Consider the following 22,934-nt stretch of genomic DNA (forward strand, 5'->3'; position numbering starts at 1 on the left):
TTGCAGAAAATAAAAAATTTATTTCATACAGCGGGAACAAAAAACGGAACCTACAGCGTGGGGATTACCGTGATCGTGGTCGCAATCGTAATAGTAGCCAATATGATATTCGGACAGATCCCCGAGAAATACAGGAATATCGATGTCAGCAGCACAAAGATCTACGAGATCACGGATACCAGCCGGGAGCTCCTGAAGGATCTGAACCATAAAATAAGGTTTACGGTTTTGGCAGAGAAAGACAAGGCGGACGACCGGATTAAAACATTTTTAAGCAAATATGCAGCTTTGTCCAAATATATTTCTGTGGAGTGGATTGACCCCGTACTCCATCCGTCTGCGTTAACGGAGTACGAGACCAGCGCGAATACGATCGTGGTAGAATGTGCGGATACGGGCAAGAGCACAACTGTTTCATTTGACGATATTGTGGTCATGGATACCTCCTCCTATTATTATACGGGCAGTGTATCGGAATCCGAATTCGACGGCGAAGGCCAGCTGACCAGTGCGGTGAATTACGTGACCAGTGATGTAAATAAAAAAATATACAGAACAACGGGGCACGGTGAGGCCACATTATCAAACTCAATTACAGAGTTAATGGACAAAAATAATTACAAGATTGAAGAACTGAATCTGGTGATGCAGGCATCCATACCCGAAGACTGCGATCTTCTGCTTATGTACGCGCCGGCCACGGATTTGACAGACGATGAAAAAGCAGCAATGCAGCAATTCCTTTCGTCAGGCGGGAAAGTGATGATTCTCCTGGGAGATACCAGCACTTCAGCGCTTCCGAATATTGCCTCCATCATGAAGGAATACGGCATGGAAGAAGCCGATGGGTATATTGCCGATCCCCAGAGATGTTACCAGGGCAATTATTACTATATATTCCCGACGCTTACATTGTCAGGAGATCTGGCGAAAGGCATGTCTTCGCAGATGGTGCTTGTCACCAATACCCGGGGCCTGAACCTGGTAGATGCCGAGAGAGATACCATTAGTTCCAGCTCTTTTATGACAACGACGGACAGCGCCTATGCGGTCACGGAAGACAGCCAGACGCAGGGCACGTATACACTGGGGGCGGTTGCCACAGAGCAGATCAGTGCCGACACCAAGGATGAGAATAAAGACGAAGCTACTGAAGCAGCAGAGGACGATACGCAAAGCAAAGACACATCAGACACTGCTAAGGAGAGCGCGAAAGAAAGCCGATTGACCGTAATCACGGCGGGAAGCCTGATCGATTCCCAGATCACAGATACCTTCACGCAGCTTGAGAATACGACGTTATTTATGAATGCCGTAAGCAGCAATTTTGACGGCGTACAGAATATCTCAATTGAACCAAAGAGCCTTGCCACGGAATATAATACCGTGCAGCATGCAGGACTATTCAGCCTGCTCGTAATATTCGGTATCCCGCTGCTGATTCTGATCGGTGGATTTGCAGTATGGTTTAAGAGAAGAAAAGCATAGGAGGGCGGATGAAGATGGAGAAAAAAAAGAAGAAATCCTTCCTTTTGCTGCTCTGCCTTCTGCTGGTTCTTTTGATTGCCTATCTTGGGATGCAAAGGTGGAATAAGAAGCAGGAAGAAAAGAAGGAAGCAAAAACAGAAGCGGAAACGGTATACGTGACTGATATAGACGAAATTACAAGCATTCAGTATGATGCAGGCAGCGGAGAATTTCATTTTGTAAAGGAGGACGGTACGTGGTACAATGCCGATGACCGGGATTTCCCGCTGGCACAGAGCTACCCGGAACAAATGGCCTCTGATTTTGCCAGACTGAAGGCAGAGCGGGAGCTGAAAGACGGGGATTCGCTGGAGGACTATGGGTTAAAAGATCCGGTATACACGGTTGTGCTGACCGGAAAAGACGGAAAAGAGACCGCTGTTTATTACGGAAATGCTGTGGGAGATAACTATTATGCCACTGTGGGGGATACGGGAAAGGTGTACACGGTGAGCGGCACTTCCATATCTGACCTGCAGTATTCACTGGAGGACATGGCGCAGCTGGATACCTATCCCAATATTGGAAGCGGCAATCTGAAGAAAGTTGTCGTAACAAGAGATGGCAGCGAGACCACCTATGATTCGGAAAATAATGACGATACAGAAGCCATTGCAACGGCTGCCGGCGGACTGGGAGCTGTCACCCTGAGCAAGGCCGCGGATTATTCCGTGGAGGAGGAAGACCTGGCCGGATTTGGCCTGGATGAAGCGTCAGGAATCACTGTGAAGGCCGTCTATACGCAGGACGATGAGGAACAGACGCTTACGCTTTATATTGGAAAAGAAGATGGTGAGGGAAACCGCTATGTCATGCTGAATGATTCCAGGATTGTATACCTGATCTCAGATGAGATCTGCAAAAATATCTTAAATGAAAAGTAATGGGCAGGGACAAAGTGGGCCTGCCCACTTTGCACGCAGCAGTTCAGGCAGGTCTGAACTGTTGCCTTTGCAAGTAAATTTTATATTTATTTTATAAGACATTTCTTGACAATTCAGAGAAAACAGAGGAGAATATTTCACATGTAGTTCATTACCCTGCAGATGGCTGCGGGGCATCAATTCAGCAGCACAGAGGGAAGCGGGACGGCCCAGGGGAAGACGCCGGAAACAGGCAGTCCTGATTTCCGCTTGCTGCCGCAGGAATAAAAGTGAGGATGGTAAAACATGAAAGAAAAACTGATACGTTTCATGCAGGGAAGATACGGAGTCGATACATTTTCGAAGTTCCTGCTTATAGTGGGTCTGGCGGTGGTGTTAATCTCTTCTGTAATCGGAGGAGACAGAGTCCGTCTTATCTTATATGCACTGGGCTGGGTCCTGATTATCTACTGCTATTTCCGGATGTTTTCAAAGAATGTGACAAAACGGTATGCAGAGAATCAGGCATTTCTGGCAAAGACGAGTAAGATACGCGGCTTTTTCCGGAATCAGAAAGCTATATGGAAGCAGAGAAAAACGCACCATATTTATAAATGCCCTGGCTGCGGACAGAAGATCAGGGTGCCAAAGGGGAAGGGAAAGATCGAGGTGCGCTGTCCGAAGTGCAGTCAGACCTTTATTAAAAACAGCTGATTGAGGATGCAGGATAAGGAGAAAAAGCGGTGCTGGAGGCAGACCGGTGTGCTGCCGGCAGGCCTCTTTTTCTGGTATGAGAACTCTCGGAAAAAAGAGAGGAAACGTAACAGTTCAGGTCCGTCTGAATTGTTACGTTTAGAAGGTTAGGGACAGAGATGGTGAGGAGAATGGAAGACGATGAATGATCCGTATAAAGTGTTGGGTGTGTCAAGGGATGCAGCCGATGAAGAGATAAAAAAAGCATACCGGACGCTGAGCAGAAAGTACCATCCCGATGCGAATATCAACAACCCCATGCGTGATGAGGCGGAAACCAGGTTTAAAGAAGTACAGCAGGCCTATCAGCAGATTATGGATGAACGCGAACACGGATATACCGGAGGTACAGGCGGTTATGGGAATACCGGAAGCTATGGGGGATATGGCGGATATGGAGGTTTCGGCGGCTTTGGCGGTTTTGGGGGCTATGGCCCCTACGGCGGGCAGGAACAGCGTTCGGGGGGAAACAGCGAGACAGATATACACCTGAAGGCGGCGGCCAATTACCTGCAGGCCGGCCGATATGAAGAGGCGCTCCATGTCCTGAACGGGATCCATGACAGGAGCGCCCTGTGGTATTTTTACAGCGCATCGGCAAATTCGGGGATGGGCAGCAATGTCACTGCACTGGAACATGCGAAGGAAGCCGTAAGGCTGGAGCCGGAGAATATGCAGTACCAGATGCTGCTGCAGCGCCTGCAGGGCGGCGGTTCCTGGTATCAGCAGCGGCAGAGCGTGTATGGATATCCGGGGGCGGGCGGCAGCGATTTGTGCATGAAACTCTGTATTGCAAATCTGCTCTGTAATCTGTGCTGCGGTGGCAGCGGGCTGTGCTGCGGCGGAGGCGGATATGGGGGCAGATATATATAGGGAGTGCCTCTTTGGATAGCAGTTTTTGTTGTCTGTCAATTCTTTGTCATACTATGAATTTTGCGATTGCATCTTGACAGAGACAAACTGGTTGTGATATGATCGGTACCATAACAAAAACTTTCAGACAATTCGCTTGAATTTGTACAATTAATAACAAGCTTATCGTTCCTGATTTTTAGGGGAAAATGCCAGAAACAGGGAGGAGTCATATCATATGGACCAGTATATACATAAAAAAACAGGAAAACAGGATTCAGGATGTAAAAAACATACAGGTAATCAATCAGCGGGAGCTGCCATTCAGGCAGTTCCCGCTTTTACTTTGTATGTTTTTTCACAATAAAAAAGTAAAAGGAGGCACTAATTGATGGGTGAATACACACAAGGATGCTGTGGCTGTGCCCACAGTGAGACAGCTCTGCTGGAGCGGATCGCGGAATTGACAGCGGAGTACAAAGGGAAGGAAGGGAGCCTGATCCAGGTTCTCCACATGGCACAGGGAATCTATGGCTATCTGCCGCTGGAGGTGCAGGAAGTCATAGCGGACGGCCTGGATATACCTTTGGCCGAGGTGTCAGGGGTCGTTACATTTTACTCCTTCTTTGCCACCCAGCCAAGAGGTAAGCACACTATACGTGTCTGTCTCGGCACGGCCTGCTATGTAAGGGGCGGTAAAAAGATTGTGGAGAGGCTGAGGGAGATTCTGGGTGTAGAGATTGGGGAGACCACAAAGGACAGGATATTCACGTTTGAAGTGGCCCGCTGTATCGGTTCCTGCGGGCTGGCGCCGGCCATGTCCATAGACGATCAGGTCTACAAACAAGTAAACCCCGACAAACTGGAACAGATACTGCAACGCTACTATGAGGAGGAGTAAAACTATGGCTGTAATAAATGAGACATCCAGGGAAACCCTGGTGGTAAGGGACCAGATGGATCTCCGCGTGATCAAAGGAGATTACCTGGCGCAGCGGAGAAAGTACAGACGCCAGGTTCTGGTGTGCGGAGGCGCGGGCTGTATCTCCTCCCACTGTCAGGAAGTAAAAGACGCGCTTCACGAGTCGCTGGCCAATTATCAGCTGGAGGACGAGATAGAGGTCCTGGTCACCGGCTGTATGGGAACCTGTTCTCTGGGACCGGTGATCCTGGTTGAGCCTGACGGAGTATTCTATACCGAGATGGATCCGGAAAAGGTGGATCATATTGTGTTCAGGCATCTGATGAATGATGAGGTATGCGAGGAGTATACATACTTTGATGACGACATGGGGATCCATGTACCGTTGATGAAAGATATCGGCTTCTTTGAGGGCCAGGTCCGCATTGCCCTGAGAAACTGCGGAAGGATGGAGTTCTCTTCTCTGGCGGCCTATATATCCAGGGATGGGTATGGGGCGCTTGCAAAGGTATTGAGCGGCATGAGCCGGGAAGAGGTGGTCGCGGTCGTGAAAAACTCCGGCCTGAGAGGGCGCGGAGGCGCGGGCTTCCCAACCGGCGTAAAATGGGAGGCAGGAATGAAGGCCCAGTCGCCGGACGGACGCAAATTCATGGTCTGCAACGCGGATGAAGGGGATCCCGGGGCATTCATGGACCGGAGCCTCCTGGAAGGGGATCCCCACAGCGTCATCGAAGGTATGATGCTGGGTGGATACGCGATCGGAGCATCAAAAGGCTATATTTATGTGCGCGCAGAATATCCCATCGCGGTAAAGAGGCTGGGCGATGCCATCGACCAGGCCAGGGCGGCCGGTATTCTGGGCAAAAACATCATGGGCAGCGGTTTTGATTTTGACGTAGAGATCCGCATAGGGGCGGGTGCATTTGTGTGCGGCGAAGAGACTTCCCTATTGGCCTCTATTGAGGGCAGGAGGGGAGAGCCAAGCCAGAAACCGCCGTTCCCGTTTGAAAAGGGCCTGTTTGAAAGCCCGACGATCATCAATAATGTGGAGACGCTGGCTAATGTGGCGCCTATTATCCTGAACGGCTCCAGCTGGTATCGAAAAATCGGTACGGATCTGAGCGCCGGAACGAAGGTGTTTGCCCTGGCAGGAGACATCGTTAACGCCGGGATCATTGAAGTTCCTATGGGCACGATTCTGGGGGATATCATCTATAAGATTGGCGGCGGTATCATAGGGGGCAAGCAGTTCAAGGCCATTCAGTCAGGCGGGCCTTCCGGCGGCTGTCTCACCAGGGCGCATTTGAATACCCCGGTGGATTATGAGTCCCTGGCGGAGCTTGGGGCGATCATGGGGTCCGGCGGTCTGGTCGTCATGAACGAAGATACGTGTATGGTAGATACGGCCCGGTATTTCATGGATTTTATCTGTGATGAATCCTGCGGCAAATGTCTCCCCTGCCGTAACGGCACCCGCCGCATGCTGGAGCTTCTGGAAGGGATAACGGAAGGGGATGGCCGTCCGGAAGACCTGGAGCTTTTAGAGGAACTGGCGGAGACGATCAAACAGACTGCCATGTGCGGCCTTGGGCAGACAGCTCCTAACCCGGTACTTTCCACTTTAAAATATTTCCGTGGGGAATATGAATCCCACATTTATGATAAACACTGCGCGGCAGGTGTCTGTGCGGAACTTCAGACCTCACCGTGCCGAAATGCATGTCCGGCAAATGTTTATATTCCGGGTTACCTTTCTCTGCTGGCAGCAGGGCGGACCGACGATGCCTACCGTCTGATCCGGCAGGATAATCCATTCCCGGCTGTGTGCGGGCGTGTCTGCACCCATCCGTGTGAGGATCACTGCCGAAGGGCGCAGGTGGATGAGCCTGTTGCTATTTGTTCTGTAAAAAGATTTATCGGGGATTACGCGCTTCGGGATGATTATAATATCCCGATGGTGGAGCCGCTGCCGTCTACCGGAAAGAGAATATCCGTCATCGGAGCCGGCCCGTCTGGCCTGACTTGTGCCTATTACCTGGCAAACCTGGGGCATGAAGTACATATATACGAAGCAGAATCCGTGGCCGGCGGCGTTTTATATTGGGGAATCCCCGAGTACCGGCTGCCTAAGCAGGTTCTCGAGAAAGAGATCCATGCCATCGAAAAGAGCGGCGTCCATATCCATCTGAACACCAGCATAGGTACAGACTTGAGCTTTGATGATATGCGCAGCCAGTCTGATGCTGTTTACATTGCGGCAGGGACCCAGGCTTCCCGTCTGCTCGATATCCCGGGCGAGGAACTGGAAGGCGTGGAAAGCGGCGTCGGATTCCTGAAACGCGTTGGGTTGAAGAAAGACCTGTCCGTACCGAAACATCTTGTTGTTATCGGCGGGGGCAGTACGGCGATTGATGTTGCGAGAACCGCCGTCCGCCTCGGCTCAGAGCAGGTTACCGTAGTCTACCGCAGAACAGAGCAGGAGATGCCTGCAGGCAGGGAAGAGGTAGAAGAGGCACGGGAAGAGGGCATTGAGATTATATCATTGGCGTCCCCGCTGGAATTCGTGGGTGAACAAGGCAAAGTGACTGGGGTTCATCTGATCCGCCGCCGTATAGCGGAATTTGGCAGCGACGGGCGCAGGCTGACCAAACAGCTGCAGGGTTCGAACTTTACCATCGATTGTGACGGTGTCGTTACTGCCATAAATCAGGATGTGGACCACAAGGTTTACAGGACGACCAATGTGGGGATGGATAAGACCGGCAAACTGGAGATCAATAAATATACCAGACAGACTGCAGAGAAAGGCATATTTGCGGGAGGCGATGTCAGCCCATGGGGCAAGAATGTTGTGATCCAGGCCATTGCCGACGGCAAGCAGGCCGCCGTGAAGATCGATCAGTACCTGGGCGGAACAGGGGAATTGAACAAGGGGCAGCAGTTCGACATTCCGGAAATCGAACTGGAAGTGAACGAACCCCATGACCGTTACCCGACCAGATGCCTGAAACCGGAAGAACGGACCGGCAATTTCCGGGAAGTAAACTGTGGATATCACAAGCTGGACGCTATGGCAGAGTCCCTGCGCTGTCTGCATTGCGACAGGCGGTAGCAGCGGGAACCCATAACAAGACAGAGACCAGGAGGTTAATATGATACATTTAACAATAAATGGAAAGCCGGTGGAGGTATTGGAAGGCTCCACCATCATGGAAGCGGCAGAGGCTTCCGGCATCCGCGTGCCCAGCCTGTGCCATATGAAAGATGTCCACCAGTACGGTTCCTGCCGTATCTGCGTGGTGGAAGTGGAAGGGATGAAGAACCTGCAGGCGTCCTGTATGGTAAAGGCCAGAGAGGGCATGAAGGTGCGAACCCATTCTCCAAAGGTTCTGGAGGCCAGGAAGGTTCTGTATGAACTTCTTTTGTCCAATCATTCACAGGACTGCCTGAATTGCAGCCGTAACCAGAGCTGTGAGCTGCAGGCCCTCGGATATGAGCTGGACGTGTCTGAAAGCCGTTTTGAAGGCGCAGTGTCCGAGGGGCATGTGGACATATCCCCGTCCATTACCCGTGATACCAGCAAATGCATTCTGTGCCGCCGCTGTGTGACTGCCTGCGCGGGAATACAAAAGGTAGGGGCAATTCAGGCGCAGAACAGGGGATTTGAGACTACGGTCAGCCCGGCGATGGGGCTGCCGCTTAATTCCACATCCTGTGCGATGTGCGGGCAGTGCACCATCGTCTGTCCCACCGGAGCACTCAAGGAGACAGATGGCCTGACACCGGTTTGGAAGGCCTTGGCCGATCCCAGGAAGCGGGTGGTGGTTCAGGTGGCTCCCGCCGTGCGTGCGGCTCTGGGTGAGGAATTCGGCCTGCCCTGTGGAACTCCGGTAACAGGTAAAATCGCCGCAGCCCTTCACGATATAGGATTTGATGACGTATTCGATACCTTATTCTCCGCGGATCTGACGATCCTGGAGGAAGGGACTGAGCTGCTGGGGCGCCTGAATGCGGCGCTGGCCGGCGAAGAAGCCGTGCTTCCGATGATCACAAGCTGCTCTCCGGGCTGGATCAAGCATGTGGAGCACCAGTTCCCGGAGGCACTGGGACATCTCTCTACCTGTAAGAGCCCGCATACCATGATGGGAGCATTAGTGAAGTCCTACTATGCAGAGAAAACGGGCACAGAGCCCGAGGATATGTTCGTGGTTTCGGTTATGCCCTGTACGGCAAAGAAATACGAGATTCAGCGGCCAGAGATGGAAGTGGAAGGAAAACGCGACGTAGATGCGGTGCTGACTACACGGGAACTGGCGCGAATGATTAAGAAAGCAGGCATCGATTTCGTAAAGCTGCCCGATGCAGAATTTGATGCTCCAATGGGGCTGGGGACCGGCGCGGCTGATATATTCGGTGTGACCGGAGGCGTAATGGAAGCCGCTCTGCGTACGGTTTATGAAGTAGTAACCGGGGAAGAACTGCCTTTTGAAAAACTGCATGTAACGCCAATTGTAGGTCTTGAGCAGGTGAAGACGGCGGAGATCACCATTGGGAAAACGCTGCCGGAATACGCGCATCTGCAGGGCGTGACGGTGAAGATTGCAGTGACCAGCGGCCTGGCAGGGGCATCCAGACTTATGCAGGAGGTTGCGGATGGTGCATCGCCATATCACTTCATCGAGGTGATGGGATGTCCCGGCGGCTGTATCAACGGCGGCGGCCAGCCGCGGTGCAGTGAGGAGGGATATCGTGAAAAGAGGTCGCGGGCCCTGTACAGCGAGGATGAACGCAAGGTGCTGCGCAAGTCCCATGAGAATCCGGATCTGATGAAACTATATGCAGAATTTCTGGGAGATCCGAATGGACATAAGGCTCATGATCTGCTGCATACACATTATGTTCCGCGGGGAAAATATAACCAGCTGGCAGAATGAGCCGGTTTCAATAAGTTTAGTGAGGATTCTCCCAACTCTATAGGGGGAGAGGTGAATCAACAAAAACAGCGGTGTATCGATCCATCCCGGTAAAGGGATATGGAGGGATACACCGCTGCTGCATGTCGTTATTCTCTGTTAGGGCAATTCTTACAGTAAAATGGATCGGCAAGAATCTTTTGGATCTGACGCTCAATCTCTTCTTCTTTGTCATCGTCCATATCAACGGTAATCTTCTTCAATTTGAATGAAGCTACGGCTTTATTCACTCCCGTTAAGGTGCTGATATGTGTTTCCGTCACTTGAGAGCAGTGTGTACAGGTTACGTTGTCTAAGGTATATACTTTTCTCATTTCTTTCCCTCCTCTTAGAGATTGGGTGATTTTCGGCTCATACGAAAGAATTGCCTGATTCCATGAACAACAATGAAGCAGCTGAAAATATCTTATGCCGGCGTACACTCTGGGGTCTTTTTTCTCCGTCCTATTTCCACCCTTTTGGCTACAATATACTTATAGTTTCATTATATGGAAAAGAAAAAATGCTGTCAATGGGCCTTTAGTAGTAGAATTATTTAAACAATCTTAAAACAGCGTTGTGCCGCTTAAACCCATAAAAGGAGTATTGAGCGATACAGCGCTGTTTCAAGAAGATTCCGGAGCACCCGGAATCTAGTACTGGTTTTAGAACTACAACGATTCAAGTGGAGATACTTGATAAACCATGAACAAACTGTGCAACGAATGGCGGACATTGAATGGTAAGCTGTCCGCAGCCATTCTCTATATGACTGTACGAAATTACTTTGGTCTGCCCGAATTATCTGTTAGGACAAGTCTTACAGTAAACAGGGTTCTCTATTAAGTTGAGAACCTGGCTTTCAACCTCTGCTTCTTTGTCATCATCCATATTAACAGTTACTTTTTTTAATTTAAAAGAAATCATTGCTGATGTTACGCCAGGAATGGCACTCATTTTAGTTTCCATCACTTGTGCGCAGTGTGAACATGTTACATCTCCTAAGGCATAAATTTTTTTCATCGTTTCCCTCCTCTTAGTATGGGATGAAACAGGGGCAGTTGAAAGAAGCGCCTCTGTTATGAGCAGCAAAGCTATGCCGATGCATGCTTTGGGCCTTTTTCATGTCCTGTTTTCACCTGTTTTTGGCTACAATAAATTTATAGTTTCATTATATTTAAAACAAAAGATATCGTCAATGGGCCTTTAGTAGTAGTGTTTGGTCAAGTTGCTGCTGAACATACAGAGATACGTATTAGTATGTGCAGGTCCATTGGCATACGTGCATCCTCCCGGAGGAGTTTTATGATATAGAAAATTCCAAAGGAATTTCCTATATCATAAAAAAGAGAAGCCTTAATATATTAAGACTTCTCACTTCTCAATCAATGCGGAAGAAGAGACTTGAACTCTCACAGGATAAACTCCCACTAGAACCTGAATCTAGCGCGTCTGCCATTCCGCCACTTCCGCTCGACAAGTGATATTCTATCATAAGCTACCGGACTTTGTAAACCCCTATTTTAAAATTCTTTACCTTTAGGCATTTTAGATGAATTTTCTGAATTCAGAAGGTGTTTGTAGTCATTGTTCAAGACAAGGAGATTCATTGGCCTGCACCGATACTTGAGGAGGTGCAGTGAAATTGCAAAGCCTCCTCACAGCACCCCAAACAGATCTGCCACATCCTCAGTATTAATGATCCGGCTGCCCGGGTTTTCTGCATTTGCCAGAATGGATTTATAGTACTTACCTCTTTCCGCAGCTTTTACAAATGGGTATACATCAGAGGCCAGCTGGTTTTCAACAATTTCGAATACTGTATCTTTTAATCGATTGTTCGGCATTGTAATTTCTGAGGGCGGCTCTCCCTACATCCTACAAATATTCCTCTTGACAAATAAGCTATTTGCTATTATACTTTGATAATCAAAGTATTTTAAGATAAAAGTATTTGGATAAAAATAAAATTACGAATTCAAACATGGAGATAGAATATGATAGGAAAGATATGTGGAACAGGTTCTTATGTGCCGGAGCATTTTCTGGATAACGATGATTTAGCCAGGCTGGTCGATACCAGTGATGAATGGATACGGGAGAGGACCGGTGTTGTGAGGCGGCATATTATTGAGGATGACACGACTGTTTCCATGGCTGTGAAGGCGTCCCGGGCAGCGCTGGAAGACAGCGGCGTGGATCCAAAGGAGCTGGATTTGATCCTGGTATCGACGTTCACTTCAGAGGTTCTGCTTCCCTGTACGGCGTGCGAGGTGCAGCGGGAACTGGGGGCTGTCAATGCGGCCGGATTTGATTTGAATGCGGCATGTACGGGGTTTCTTTTTGCGTATAATACAGCCCAGGCCTATATTGCTTCCGGGATGTACCGGACGATCATGGTGATTGGGGCGGAAAGTTTATCGAATACGGTGAACTGGAAAGACAGAGGCACCTGTATTTTGTTTGGGGACGGGGCTGGGGCGGCCGTGCTCAGAGCTGAAGAAGGCACCCTTTATCAGCCGGTTACCCATTCTGACGGGGGGAAAGGAAATGCGCTAACGTGTATGAGCAGGCACCGCAAGGACCGGTTACCTGATGAACAGGACACGGACTCTTATATGAAAATGAACGGCCAGGCCGTGTTTAAATTCGCAGTTAAGAAGGTGCCGGAGGCAGTTCTGGAGGTTTTGTCCGGGGCGGGGCGCACTGCGGATGAGGTGGATTATTTTGTTCTTCACCAGGCAAACCAGAGGATCGTAGAGGCTGTGGCGAAAAGGCTGAAACAGGATATCAGTAAATTTCCCATGAATATGCAGGAATATGGGAATACATCCTCGGCCAGCATTCCCATCTTATTAGATGAGTTGAACCGGAAGGGAACGCTCAAAAAGGGCGATAGGCTGGTACTGTCGGGGTTCGGGGCAGGGCTTTCCTGGGGAGCGGCCTTTCTGGAATGGTAGAGGCGGTATATCAGGTAATTTTCTATAGAACAGGAATTAGAAACAGGTAATTGAAACGGGTAATCTCCGGCTGGATATAAGGCTGAATATCAATGTTCAGTTCATTATTTTACGATGTACCAGGCCGGATTACATAAATAAATAATAAATATAAAGAAAAGAGCATGAAAGGAATTTAAAACTATGTTAGAAAAAGTAAAAGAAATCGTAGCAGATTCATTGGGAGCAGACAGCAACACAATTACAGAAGCAACTTCATTCAAGGATGACCTTGGAGCAGACTCTCTGGATCTGTTTGAAGTTGTGATGGCATTTGAGGAAGAATTTGATGTGGAGATTCCATCTGAGGATCTGGAGCAGATCGCTACAGTCGGAGACGTTGTAAAATATTTAGAAGCGCACAAATAATAAGTACTTGAAAGAAAGGTTGTTAGTATGAAGACGAAAGTAACCGAAATATTAGGAATTGAATATCCGATTATCCAGGGTGGAATGGCATGGGTTGCTGAACATCATCTTGCAGCCGCCGTATCAGAAGCTGGCGGACTTGGGCTGATTGGAGCGGCGAGTGCGCCGGCAGACTGGGTACGGGAACAGATCAGGGAAGCCAAAAAGATTACAACGAAGCCTTTTGGCGTAAATATTATGCTGATGAGTCCTTACGCGGACGAAGTGGCAGAAGTGATTGTGGAGGAAGGCGTTAAAGTCGTTACAACAGGCGCCGGTTCTCCTGAAAAATATATGAAGATGTGGAAAGAGGCGGGGGTTAAGGTGATTCCGGTCGTTGCCTCTGTTGCACTTGCTAAACGAATGGAACGCTGCGGGGCGGATGCTCTGGTAGCGGAAGGTACGGAAGCCGGCGGGCACATTGGTGAGAATACCACCATGGTTTTAGTTCCGCAGGTTGCGGATGCGGTGAGTATCCCGGTGATTGCCGCAGGCGGCATCGCGGACGGCAGAGGAATTGCGGCGGCATTTATGCTGGGTGCGCAGGCCGTGCAGATGGGGACTCATTTTGTGGTTACGAAAGAATCTGTTGTTCATGAAAATTATAAAAAATGCATTATTAAGGCAAGGGATATCGATTCCCGGGTTACAGGCCGTTCAACCGGGCATCCGGTGCGGGCCCTGCGAAACCAGATGACGAAGACCTACCTACAGAAGGAACAGGAGGGAGCCTCTTTTGAGGAGCTGGAACTGCTGACACTGGGCGGGCTGCGCAAGGCGGTTGTGGAAGGCGATGTGATAAACGGCAGTGTAATGTCCGGCCAGATTGCGGGCATGGTGAAGGAAGAGTTGTCTTGTACGGAACTGATTCAAAAGCTGGTGAGAGAGACAGACGGCCTGATTGGAGGAAAAGGGTTTTATGAGTAAGACGGCATTTATATTTCCCGGACAGGGCGCACAGAAGGCCGGTATGGGGAAAGATTTTTATGAACAAAGTGAAACGGCAAGGATGCTGATTGATCGGGCATCGGAATTGCTGGATATAGATATGAAAGCGCTGTGTTTTGAAGAAAATGACCTGCTGGATCAGACCGAATATACCCAGGCGGCGCTGGTTACGGTCTGCCTGGCTATGGAAAAGGTACTGGAAGAGCGGGGGCTTAAGCCCGATGTGACGGCGGGACTAAGTCTGGGTGAATACTGTGCAGCAGCAGCAACCGGCGGAATGTCGGCAGAGGATGCTATTGTCACGGTTCGCAAGCGGGGAATCCTTATGCAGAATGCGGTTCCTGATGGAAAAGGCGCTATGGCGGCTGTTCTTGGATTATCTGCATCCGATATTGAAGCGGTACTAGGAGGTGTGACAGGAGTCAGCGTTGCAAATTATAATTGTCCGGGACAGATTGTGATAACCGGATGGAAGGAAAGCGTGGATCAGGCGGCGGAGGTTTTGAAAGAAGCCGGAGCAAAGCGCGTGCTTCCGCTGAATGTGAGCGGCCCATTCCATTCGCCTATGCTTGAGGAAGCAGGGAAGAAGCTGGCAGAGGTGCTGGAGCATGTTGAACTGCATCCGATGCAGATCCCTTATGTGACAAATGTAACGGCAGCGTATGTTCGTGATATTGGCCAGACAAAGGCTCTTTTGGCAAAGCAGGTTGCGTCGTCCGTTCTCTGGCAGCAGAGTGTGGAGGCGATGATTGCGGACGGCGTTGACCGGTTTGTAGAAATCGGGCCGGGCCGGACGCTGGCTGGATTTATGAGAAAGATCAGTAAAGATGTAAAGGTATATAATGTAGGAACGTGGGAAGATGTAGATAAGGTGGTTCAGGAATTATGTTAGAAGGAAAAGTAGCGGTTGTTACTGGTGCATCCAGAGGAATTGGAAGGGCTGTAGCCCTGAAACTAGCCTCTCAGGGCGCGGTGGTTGTGATTAATTATAATGGCTCTGCGGGGCGTGCAGACGAAGTAAAAGATGAGATAGAGAAGACTGGCGGGAAGGCAGAGACGATGCAGTGCGACGTATCCGATTTTGGCGCCTGTGAGAAGTTTATAAAAGAAGTCATTGCAAAGTTCGGCCAGATTGACATTCTGGTCAACAATGCAGGGATTACGCGTGACGGACTGCTGATGAGAATGTCCGAGGATGATTTTGATGCGGTGCTGGATACGAATCTGAAAGGTACGTTTCACTGTATTCGTTTTGCCTCCAGGCAGATGATGAAGCAGAGAAGCGGCCGGATTATCAATCTATCCTCTGTTTCAGGCGTGATGGGAAATGCAGGGCAGGCGAATTACTCCGCCTCAAAAGCAGGGGTAATCGGGCTTACGAAAGCCGCTGCCAGGGAGCTGGCATCCAGAGGCGTGACGGTGAATGCGGTTGCGCCGGGATTTATTAATACGGAAATGACGGCAGAACTTTCTGAAAAAGTAAAGGAGGGGGCTGCAGCGCAGATTCCTCTGGGGAGTTTCGGGGAGCCGGAGGATATTGCGGAAGCGGTTGCATTTCTGGCTTCTGAAAATGCCGGTTATATCACGGGGCAGGTCCTGTGTGTGGACGGCGGAATGGCGATGTAGAAGGAGATCAGTATGAAAAGAAGAGTAGTAGTAACCGGGCTAGGGGCAGTGACTCCGATCGGGAATACGGTAGAGGAATTCTGGAGCGGCATCCGCAGCGGGAAGGTGGGCATTGGGCCTATTACAAGGTTTGACGCTTCTGAGTATAAAGTACAGATTGCGGCGGAGGTAAAGGATTTCGTGGCAAAAGAGCGCATGGATTTTAAGGCGGCTAAGCGTATGGAAGCATTTTCCCAGTATGCTGTTGCGGCGGCAAAAGAGGCGTTCGTGGATGCGGGAATCGATATGGAGGCAGAAGATGCGTACCGGGCGGGCGTAATCGTGGGATCCGGTATCGGAAGCCTTCAGGCAGTGGAGCAGAATTATACGAAAATTGTGGAAAAGGGACCGAGCAGGGTGAACCCGCTGATGGTTCCGCTTATGATATCCAATATGGCGGCCGGAAATGTGTCGATACAGCTAGGGCTGAAAGGGAAGTGCACGAATGTCGTGACGGCCTGTGCTTCAGGAACAAATTGTATCGGAGACGCTTTTCGTGCAATTCAGTATGACGACGCGGACATTATGGTGGCAGGTGGAACGGAAAGCTGCATCTGCCCTACCGGAGTGGCCGGATTTTCCGGGCTGACCGCACTATCCACCTCTGCAGACCCCAAACGGGCGTCGATCCCGTTCGACAAAGAGAGGGACGGATTCGTTCTGGGCGAGGGTGCGGGAATCGTAGTACTCGAAGAGCTGGAGCATGCAAAAGCGAGGGGAGCGGAGATCTATGCGGAGCTGGTGGGTTATGGTTCAACAGGAGATGCATACCATATTACATCGCCGCAGGAAGACGGCGAAGGAGCCGGCATGGCGATGAAACTGGCGATGAAAGAGGCGGGCGTGGAGCCGGAAAAGATTGATTATATCAATGCCCACGGGACCAGCACCCACCACAACGATTTATTTGAGACCCGGGCCATCAAATATGCGCTGGGAGATGCGGCAAAAGACGTTGTCATCAACTCTACAAAATCCATGATAGGACATCTCCTCGGTGCAGCCGGCGGTGTGGAATTCGTCGTGTGCGTAAAAAGCATCACGGACGGTTTTATCCATCAGACGGTGGGAACCACAGAGACAGATGAGGAATGCGACCTGAATTATGCAGTAGGTGCGCCCATAGAAAAAGACGTGAATTATGTACTGACCAATTCCCTTGGTTTTGGGGGACATAACGCAACTTTATTAGTTAAGAAGTATGAAGCATAGTGCGCCGCACAAAAAGGAGGCAGCATGAAAATAGACGAGATATTACAGTTAGTGGATGCAGTTTCAAAATCCACGCTGACAGAATTTAAATATGAGGAAGGCGCAGTGAAGCTTTCTCTCAAAAAAACGATAAAAACGGTTCCGGCTGAAGCCGCGCCAGAGCCTGTATTAACAATCCAGGCTCCGGCAGCCCCGAATCAGCCAGCTTCATCCCCGGCAAATCCGGCTCCGGCGGCCGCCGCGGCATCGGATCCGGCCGGAGAGGAAACAGTATCTGCCCCGGCAGCAGAGGGCAAAATAGTAAAATCACCTTTAGTCGGTACATTCTATGCGGCACCGTCAGAAGATGCCGCCCCCTTCGTAAATATAGGGGACAGTGTAAAAGAGGGCCAGGTATTGGCAATCGTAGAGGCCATGAAGTTAATGAATGACATCGAGAGCGATTATGCAGGAACCGTGGCAGAAGTACTGGTAGAAAATGGCGATACAGTAGAATATGGACAGCCGTTGTTTGTTATAAAATAGTCAATCAAGGTCAAGGGGGTCAGACCCCTCTGCAGAGGGGTCTGACCCCCTTTTCAAGAAAGAAGGTTAAGAGTGAACAGATTAGATATTAAACAAATCCAGGAGATTATTCCGCACAGACATCCATTTCTTCTTTTGGATTATATTGAAGACTATGAGCCCGGCAAATATGCGGTTGGGTATAAATGCGTGACATACCGTGAGGACTTTTTTAAGGGCCACTTCCCGGAACATCCGGTTATGCCCGGCGTTCTGACGCTGGAGGCATTGGCACAGGCAGGCGCCGTTGCCATATTAAGCGTAGAGGAAAACAGAGGTAAAATCGCATTCTTTGGAGGCATTCAGAAATGCAAATTCAAAGGTATGGTATATCCGGGGGATAAGCTGAAGCTGGAGACTACGATTATCAAGCAGAAGGGCCCCGTGGGAGTAGGCCAGGCAGTTGCTTCTGTGGATGGTAAAGTTGTAGTAACGGCAGAGTTGACATTCATGGTTGGAAATTAAGGAGATGTGCAAGTTATGATTGAAAAGGTATTGATTGCAAACCGGGGAGAAATTGCAGTACGCATTATCCGTGCCTGCCGCGAAATGGGAATCGAGACAGTGGCAGTCTATTCTGAAGCCGACAGGGAAGCCCTGCATACACAGCTGGCGGATGAGTCGGTCTGCATTGGTCCGGCTCCTTCTGCGCAGAGTTATCTGAGTATGGAGAGTATCATAAGCGCGACCCTTGTATCCGGTGCGGACGCAATCCATCCGGGGTTCGGTTTCCTGTCTGAAAACAGTAAATTTGCGGAACTGTGCGAGCAGTGCAATATAACATTTATCGGCCCAGAGTCTAAAGTGATTAAAAAAATGGGAAATAAACAGGAAGCCAGAAATACGATGACAGCAGCCGGTGTACCTGTGATCCCGGGGAGCACCGAACCGATTTACGATGCAAAAACAGGTGCTGCCGCGGCTGATCAGATTGGCTATCCTGTCATAGTCAAGGCGGCCCTTGGCGGCGGCGGAAAAGGCATGCGGGTGGCGGAAACCCCGGAAGATTTTGAGAACAGTTTCAACACGGCACAGAAAGAAGCCCAGATGGCCTTTGGGGACGGCACCATGTATATCGAGCATTTTGTCCAGCATCCCCGGCACATTGAGTTCCAGATACTTGCGGATAAACATGGAAACGTCATCCACCTTGGTGAACGCGACTGTTCCGTACAGAGGAACCACCAGAAAATGATAGAGGAATCCCCGTCCATTGCTCTTACCGAAGAAATGCGGAGAAACATGGGGGATGCAGCAGCCAAAGCCGCAAAAGCAGCGGGCTACACGAATGCAGGTACAATAGAATTTCTGCTGGAAAAAAGCGGGAGCTTCTATTTTATGGAGATGAACACAAGGATCCAGGTAGAACACCCGGTAACAGAGTGGGTAACCGGAATTGATTTAATAAAAGAGCAGATCCGCATTGCAGACGGCGAAAAGCTGCGCTATGCTCAGGAGGATGTCAAAATAACCGGGCACGCCATAGAATGCCGTATCAACGCGGAAAACCCGAAGAAGAACTTCCGCCCGTCACCAGGAACGATTACGGACATGTACCTCCCGGGAGGGAAAGGCGTGCGTATAGACGCTGCCATATACAGCGGATATACGGTGACCCCATATTATGATTCCATGCTTGCAAAACTGATCGTACACGCAGGAAACCGAAAAGAGGCGATCCGCAAGATGCGCAGCGCACTGGGAGAGATCATCATCGAGGGGATCGACACAAACGTAGACTATCAGTACGAAATATTACACCATCCAGATTTTGAGTCTGGTGATATAGACATCGAATTTATAGAAAAAATGTAAAGCGGCATATCAAGATTATCAGAATTGTCAGAAAAAGGTTCGCAAAGGGGTCAGACCCCTATGAAGTGACCCCCATGAAGGAGCTGTTTATGAAGTTACAGAATATGTTTAAGAAGACGAGCAGAAAGAGTTATATTTCTCTGAACGAGTCTAGGCCAGAAGTCCCGGAGGGGCTTCTCAGAAAATGTAATAAATGCGGCGCGGCTATTATTGCGGAGGATGTTAAGCAGGGCTTCTATATCTGTCCGAAGTGCCGCGGCTACTTCCGCGTCCACGCGTACAGAAGGATAGAGATGCTGGCGGATGAAGGATCCTTCGAAGAGTGGGACAGGGAAATGACGACGAAAAATCCTTTGAACTTTAATGGGTATGAGGAGAAGATAAAAGCACTTCAGGAGAAAACAAGGCTGGAAGAAGCTATTGTTACGGGGAAGGTAAAAATAGAAGGCATGCCGGCCGTGGTCGGCGTATGTGACGGCCGGTTTCTCATGGCGAGCATGGGTGAGGCAGTGGGCGAGAAGATCGCCCGTGCAGTGGAGCGTGCAACAAAGGAAAAGCTTCCCGTTATTATCTTTGCCTGTTCCGGCGGCGCAAGAATGCAGGAGGGGATTGTATCCCTGATGCAGATGGCTAAGACATCGGCGGCTCTGAAACGGCACAGCGATGCGGGGCAGCTGTATATATCTGTTTTGACGGATCCGACTACGGGCGGTGTAACTGCCAGCTTTGCGATGCTGGGTGATATCATTTTGGCAGAACCCCACGCACTGATCGGATTTGCCGGCCCCCGTGTTATTGAACAGACCATCGGGGAAAAGCTGCCCAAAGGATTTCAGCGTTCAGAATTTCTACTGGAACATGGTTTCATAGACCGTATCGTTGCGCGTGAAAACATGAAACCAGAATTGGCGGAGATACTTCGTCTGCACAGCGGTGATGCTTGTATAGAGCGCTTGGCGAAGGTGAGAAAGGAACACACAATCCAGGTCGGCAGGGGCAAGAAAGCGCGCAGTGCCTGGGACCGTGTTCAGATATCCAGAAGGAAAGACCGTCCGGTGGGTTCTGATTACATTGAAAATCTATTCGATCACTTCATAGAATTACACGGAGACAGGTGTTACAAGGACGACAAGGCAATCACAGGCGGGATTGCATATTTTGCGGGCAGCCCGGTGACCGTGATCGCACAGGCAAAAGGAAGAAACACCAGGGAAAACATAGAACGCAACTTCGGTATGCCGTCCCCCGACGGCTACAGAAAAGCGCTGCGCCTGATGAAACAAGCGGAGAAATTCGGCCGTCCGGTCATCTGCTTTGTGGATACCCCGGGCGCATTCTGCGGCCTGGAGGCCGAAGAACGCGGGCAGGGAGAGGCAATTGCCAGAAACCTGTTTGAAATGTCCGGGCTGAAAATTCCGGTTCTGTCCGTGGTAATCGGTGAGGGCGGAAGCGGCGGAGCTCTCGCAATGGCAGTTGCCGACGAGGTATGGATGCTGGAAAATTCCGTATACTCCATACTCTCCCCGGAAGGATTTGCCAGCATTTTGTGGAAGGACAGCAAACGCGCCAGCGAGGCCGCCGAAGTCATGCGGCTGACGGCGGATGACCTGCTGCGGCTCCAGATCATCGAACAGGTCATACCGGAGCCGGAACATTATACACAGGAGAAGCTTGAAGAAGTCTGCGCCGTACTGGAACCGCACATGAAGAAATTCCTGGAAAAGTATACAGCTTTTTCCGGGGATGAGCTGACCGAAAAACGCTACAGACGATTCAGAAAGATGTAAATGAAAAGAGAGGTCATGTAAATATGAGTCCACTTAAAATTGGCGAAAAGACGGCCAGGGTGCCCCTGATACAGGGCGGTATGGGGGTAGGAATCAGCCTGGGAAATCTGGCGGGGACAGTTGCGAAGGAGGGAGGAATGGGCATTATTTCGACGGCCCAGATCGGCTTTCGGGAGCCGGACTTTGACGCGGACCCGTCAGGTGCAAATCAGCGGTCCATTCGGAAAGAAATGGAAAAGGCAAGGGCTATTTCGCCTGACGGCCTGATCGGATATAATATCATGGTAGCTCTTAGGGACTATAAGCAGCATGTCGCAGCCGCCGTGGAAGCCGGTGCGGATCTGATCATATCCGGTGCAGGCCTGCCCACAGAACTGCCGGCTCTGACTGCGGGAAGCCCCGTAAAGATTGCGCCCATAGTATCCACAGAAAAGTCTGCTAAAGTGATTCTGAAATACTGGAGCAGAAAATACCACAGGACTGCTGACCTTGTTGTAATTGAAGGTCCGAAGGCAGGCGGCCACCTTGGGTTTAAGAAAGAGGAACTGGACTTTTATTCTCCCGAGAAGTATGAAGAGGAGATCACCAAAATCATAGAGACAGTCCGAGGCTTCGCAGAAGAATACCATATGGAAATACCGATCATTGCAGCCGGCGGGATATTTGATGCGGAAGATGTACGGCGCGTCATGGCTTTGGGAGCGGACGGAGTTCAGGTTGCATCCAGATTTGTGACGACACAGGAGTGTGATGCTGATATCCGTTATAAAGAGGCATATCTCAAGGCATCCAAAGAAGACATTGTAATCGTGAAAAGCCCTGTGGGCATGCCGGGGCGCGCAATCTTGAATCCGTTTATGAAACGTGTTATGCTAGGGGAGAAGATTGAGCATACTCCATGCCACAGATGCCTGGCCAGGTGCAATCCCGCGGAGATTCCGTACTGCATCACGGACAGTCTTATACGGGCGGCCAGAGGAGACGCAGAGGAAGCATTATTGTTCTGCGGCGCCGAAACATACAGGCAGAACCGCATGGAAACCGTAAAAGAAGTTATAGATTCTTTGTTTTGAGTGAATACGGCTCAGTAATATGCGATACAGAGAAAGGAGCACAGCATCTGTGAATGCACACGAGACCATCAATGATATACTGGTTCATTTGTTTAATGAAATTTGGGAATTAGAGGAAGAGGCAATTATAACAGATGAGTACAAAGATATCAGCAATAATGACATGCATATCATAGAGGCCATCGGGCTTGGGGAAGACAGCACCATGTCCGCGGTAGCCAGGAAACTCGGCATCACAGCCGGGTCTCTTACGACGTCCGTCAACAGCCTTGTGAACAAAAAATACGTGGTACGTGAAAGAAGTGAATCCGACAGGCGTGTAGTCTATATCAGGCTCACAGAGAAGGGCAGAAAAGCATTTTACCACCATAAGGATTTTCACACGCAGATGACAGATGCCGTCATTCAGAGCCTGGATGAAAATGAAATTCCGATTCTGTTAAAGACTCTGGAAGGCCTTGCAAAGTTTTTCCGTGGGTATAAGGATGAACAGTAACCTTTTTAGTGACTATGGAAAGCTAGCGTAAAATTTTATTCGGATTAAATGAAAAGAGGACACCACTTTGTGATAAAGTATTTATGGCTTGCAACCAA

The 22,934-nt window shown here is 49.9% G+C and carries 23 protein-coding genes and 1 tRNA gene; 20 read left to right on the forward strand and 4 right to left on the reverse strand.

Going from position 1 to position 22,934, the window contains the following annotated elements; translation table 11 throughout:
- The 8 genes from GKG43_RS13805 to GKG43_RS13835 all read left to right on the forward strand — a co-directional run bounded on the left by GKG43_RS13805 (nt 1) and on the right by GKG43_RS13835 (nt 9,851).
- Nucleotides 1-1,488 carry a GldG family protein gene (locus GKG43_RS13805; protein WP_129879209.1) on the forward strand — a complete coding sequence of 496 codons (1,488 nt, stop codon included), beginning with the start codon at nt 1-3 and terminating at the stop codon, nt 1,486-1,488.
- A gap of 14 nt (nt 1,489-1,502) precedes the next feature.
- Nucleotides 1,503-2,411 (forward strand): DUF4340 domain-containing protein, encoded by a 909-nt coding sequence (locus GKG43_RS13810; RefSeq protein ID WP_129879210.1) that lies wholly within the window; start codon nt 1,503-1,505, stop codon nt 2,409-2,411.
- Between the two features lie 285 nt (nt 2,412-2,696).
- The gene (locus GKG43_RS13815; RefSeq protein ID WP_050641853.1) at nt 2,697-3,104 is read left to right on the forward strand and encodes a hypothetical protein; all 408 of its coding nucleotides are present in this window, start codon (nt 2,697-2,699) and stop codon (nt 3,102-3,104) included.
- Nucleotides 3,105-3,284: 180 nt separating this feature from the next.
- Entirely contained in the window at nt 3,285-4,016 is a 732-nt protein-coding gene (locus GKG43_RS13820) for a J domain-containing protein (RefSeq protein ID WP_055149860.1), read from the forward strand.
- 217 nt (nt 4,017-4,233) lie between these two features.
- On the forward strand, nt 4,234-4,362 hold the full coding sequence (locus GKG43_RS23600) for a hypothetical protein (RefSeq protein ID WP_279230115.1): 129 nt from the start codon (nt 4,234-4,236) through the stop codon (nt 4,360-4,362).
- 24 nt (nt 4,363-4,386) lie between these two features.
- A complete protein-coding gene (locus tag GKG43_RS13825; protein ID WP_129879211.1) occupies nt 4,387-4,896 on the forward strand; it encodes an NAD(P)H-dependent oxidoreductase subunit E in 510 nt (169 codons plus the stop codon).
- Nucleotides 4,897-4,900: 4 nt separating this feature from the next.
- Nucleotides 4,901-8,029 carry an NADH-ubiquinone oxidoreductase-F iron-sulfur binding region domain-containing protein gene (locus GKG43_RS13830; protein ID WP_083486971.1) on the forward strand — a complete coding sequence of 1,043 codons (3,129 nt, stop codon included), beginning with the start codon at nt 4,901-4,903 and terminating at the stop codon, nt 8,027-8,029.
- Nucleotides 8,030-8,069: 40 nt separating this feature from the next.
- Nucleotides 8,070-9,851, forward strand: coding sequence for an NADH-dependent [FeFe] hydrogenase, group A6 (locus tag GKG43_RS13835; RefSeq protein WP_050641850.1), 1,782 nt, complete (start codon nt 8,070-8,072; stop codon nt 9,849-9,851).
- Nucleotides 9,852-9,979: 128 nt separating this feature from the next.
- Here the strand turns inward: GKG43_RS13835 and GKG43_RS13840 are convergent, their stop codons facing one another.
- From GKG43_RS13840 to GKG43_RS13855, 4 genes are all read right to left on the reverse strand, one after another.
- Nucleotides 9,980-10,204, reverse strand: coding sequence for a heavy-metal-associated domain-containing protein (locus tag GKG43_RS13840; protein WP_025654624.1), 225 nt, complete (start codon nt 10,202-10,204; stop codon nt 9,980-9,982).
- Between the two features lie 466 nt (nt 10,205-10,670).
- The gene (locus tag GKG43_RS13845; RefSeq protein ID WP_025654625.1) at nt 10,671-10,892 is read right to left on the reverse strand and encodes a cation transporter; all 222 of its coding nucleotides are present in this window, start codon (nt 10,890-10,892) and stop codon (nt 10,671-10,673) included.
- A gap of 366 nt (nt 10,893-11,258) precedes the next feature.
- Nucleotides 11,259-11,342: transfer RNA gene (locus GKG43_RS13850), tRNA-Leu, on the reverse strand.
- Between the two features lie 185 nt (nt 11,343-11,527).
- On the reverse strand, nt 11,528-11,716 hold the full coding sequence (locus tag GKG43_RS13855) for a hypothetical protein (protein ID WP_129879212.1): 189 nt from the start codon (nt 11,714-11,716) through the stop codon (nt 11,528-11,530).
- A gap of 150 nt (nt 11,717-11,866) precedes the next feature.
- Between GKG43_RS13855 and GKG43_RS13860 the strand changes: the two genes are divergently transcribed.
- From GKG43_RS13860 to GKG43_RS13915, 12 genes are all read left to right on the forward strand, one after another.
- A complete protein-coding gene (locus GKG43_RS13860; RefSeq protein WP_129879213.1) occupies nt 11,867-12,829 on the forward strand; it encodes a beta-ketoacyl-ACP synthase III in 963 nt (320 codons plus the stop codon).
- Nucleotides 12,830-13,012: 183 nt separating this feature from the next.
- Nucleotides 13,013-13,237, forward strand: a complete 225-nt coding sequence (locus GKG43_RS13865) for an acyl carrier protein (protein ID WP_050641847.1) — start codon at nt 13,013-13,015, stop codon at nt 13,235-13,237.
- 27 nt (nt 13,238-13,264) lie between these two features.
- A complete protein-coding gene (gene fabK / locus GKG43_RS13870; protein ID WP_050641846.1) occupies nt 13,265-14,203 on the forward strand; it encodes an enoyl-[acyl-carrier-protein] reductase FabK in 939 nt (312 codons plus the stop codon).
- Entirely contained in the window at nt 14,196-15,116 is a 921-nt protein-coding gene (gene fabD, locus GKG43_RS13875; protein ID WP_050641845.1) for an ACP S-malonyltransferase, read from the forward strand. Before fabK ends, fabD begins: the two co-directional genes overlap by 8 nt.
- A complete protein-coding gene (fabG, locus tag GKG43_RS13880; RefSeq protein ID WP_050641844.1) occupies nt 15,110-15,850 on the forward strand; it encodes a 3-oxoacyl-[acyl-carrier-protein] reductase in 741 nt (246 codons plus the stop codon). The genes fabD and fabG overlap by 7 nt, the downstream gene beginning before the upstream one ends.
- Nucleotides 15,851-15,862: 12 nt before the next feature.
- Nucleotides 15,863-17,101 (forward strand): beta-ketoacyl-ACP synthase II, encoded by a 1,239-nt coding sequence (fabF, locus tag GKG43_RS13885; protein WP_050641843.1) that lies wholly within the window; start codon nt 15,863-15,865, stop codon nt 17,099-17,101.
- A 24-nt stretch (nt 17,102-17,125) separates the two neighbouring features.
- On the forward strand, nt 17,126-17,626 hold the full coding sequence (accB, locus tag GKG43_RS13890) for an acetyl-CoA carboxylase biotin carboxyl carrier protein (RefSeq protein WP_129879214.1): 501 nt from the start codon (nt 17,126-17,128) through the stop codon (nt 17,624-17,626).
- Between the two features lie 72 nt (nt 17,627-17,698).
- Complete coding sequence (gene fabZ / locus GKG43_RS13895) at nt 17,699-18,130, forward strand: 3-hydroxyacyl-ACP dehydratase FabZ (protein WP_050641841.1); 432 nt, start codon at nt 17,699-17,701, stop codon at nt 18,128-18,130.
- Between the two features lie 15 nt (nt 18,131-18,145).
- Nucleotides 18,146-19,480 carry an acetyl-CoA carboxylase biotin carboxylase subunit gene (locus tag GKG43_RS13900; protein ID WP_129879215.1) on the forward strand — a complete coding sequence of 445 codons (1,335 nt, stop codon included), beginning with the start codon at nt 18,146-18,148 and terminating at the stop codon, nt 19,478-19,480.
- Nucleotides 19,481-19,584: 104 nt separating this feature from the next.
- Nucleotides 19,585-21,267, forward strand: a complete 1,683-nt coding sequence (locus tag GKG43_RS13905; RefSeq protein WP_347562051.1) for an acetyl-CoA carboxylase carboxyltransferase subunit alpha — start codon at nt 19,585-19,587, stop codon at nt 21,265-21,267.
- 23 nt (nt 21,268-21,290) lie between these two features.
- A complete protein-coding gene (locus GKG43_RS13910) occupies nt 21,291-22,340 on the forward strand; it encodes a nitronate monooxygenase family protein (protein ID WP_050641839.1) in 1,050 nt (349 codons plus the stop codon).
- 49 nt (nt 22,341-22,389) lie between these two features.
- Entirely contained in the window at nt 22,390-22,836 is a 447-nt protein-coding gene (locus GKG43_RS13915) for a MarR family transcriptional regulator (protein ID WP_050641838.1), read from the forward strand.
- Nucleotides 22,837-22,934: the final 98 nt, after the last annotated feature.

It is taken from the genome of Eubacterium sp. BIOML-A2 (assembly GCF_009680135.1).
In the GTDB taxonomy this organism is placed as follows: Bacteria; Bacillota; Clostridia; order Lachnospirales; family Lachnospiraceae; genus Faecalicatena; species Faecalicatena contortus_B.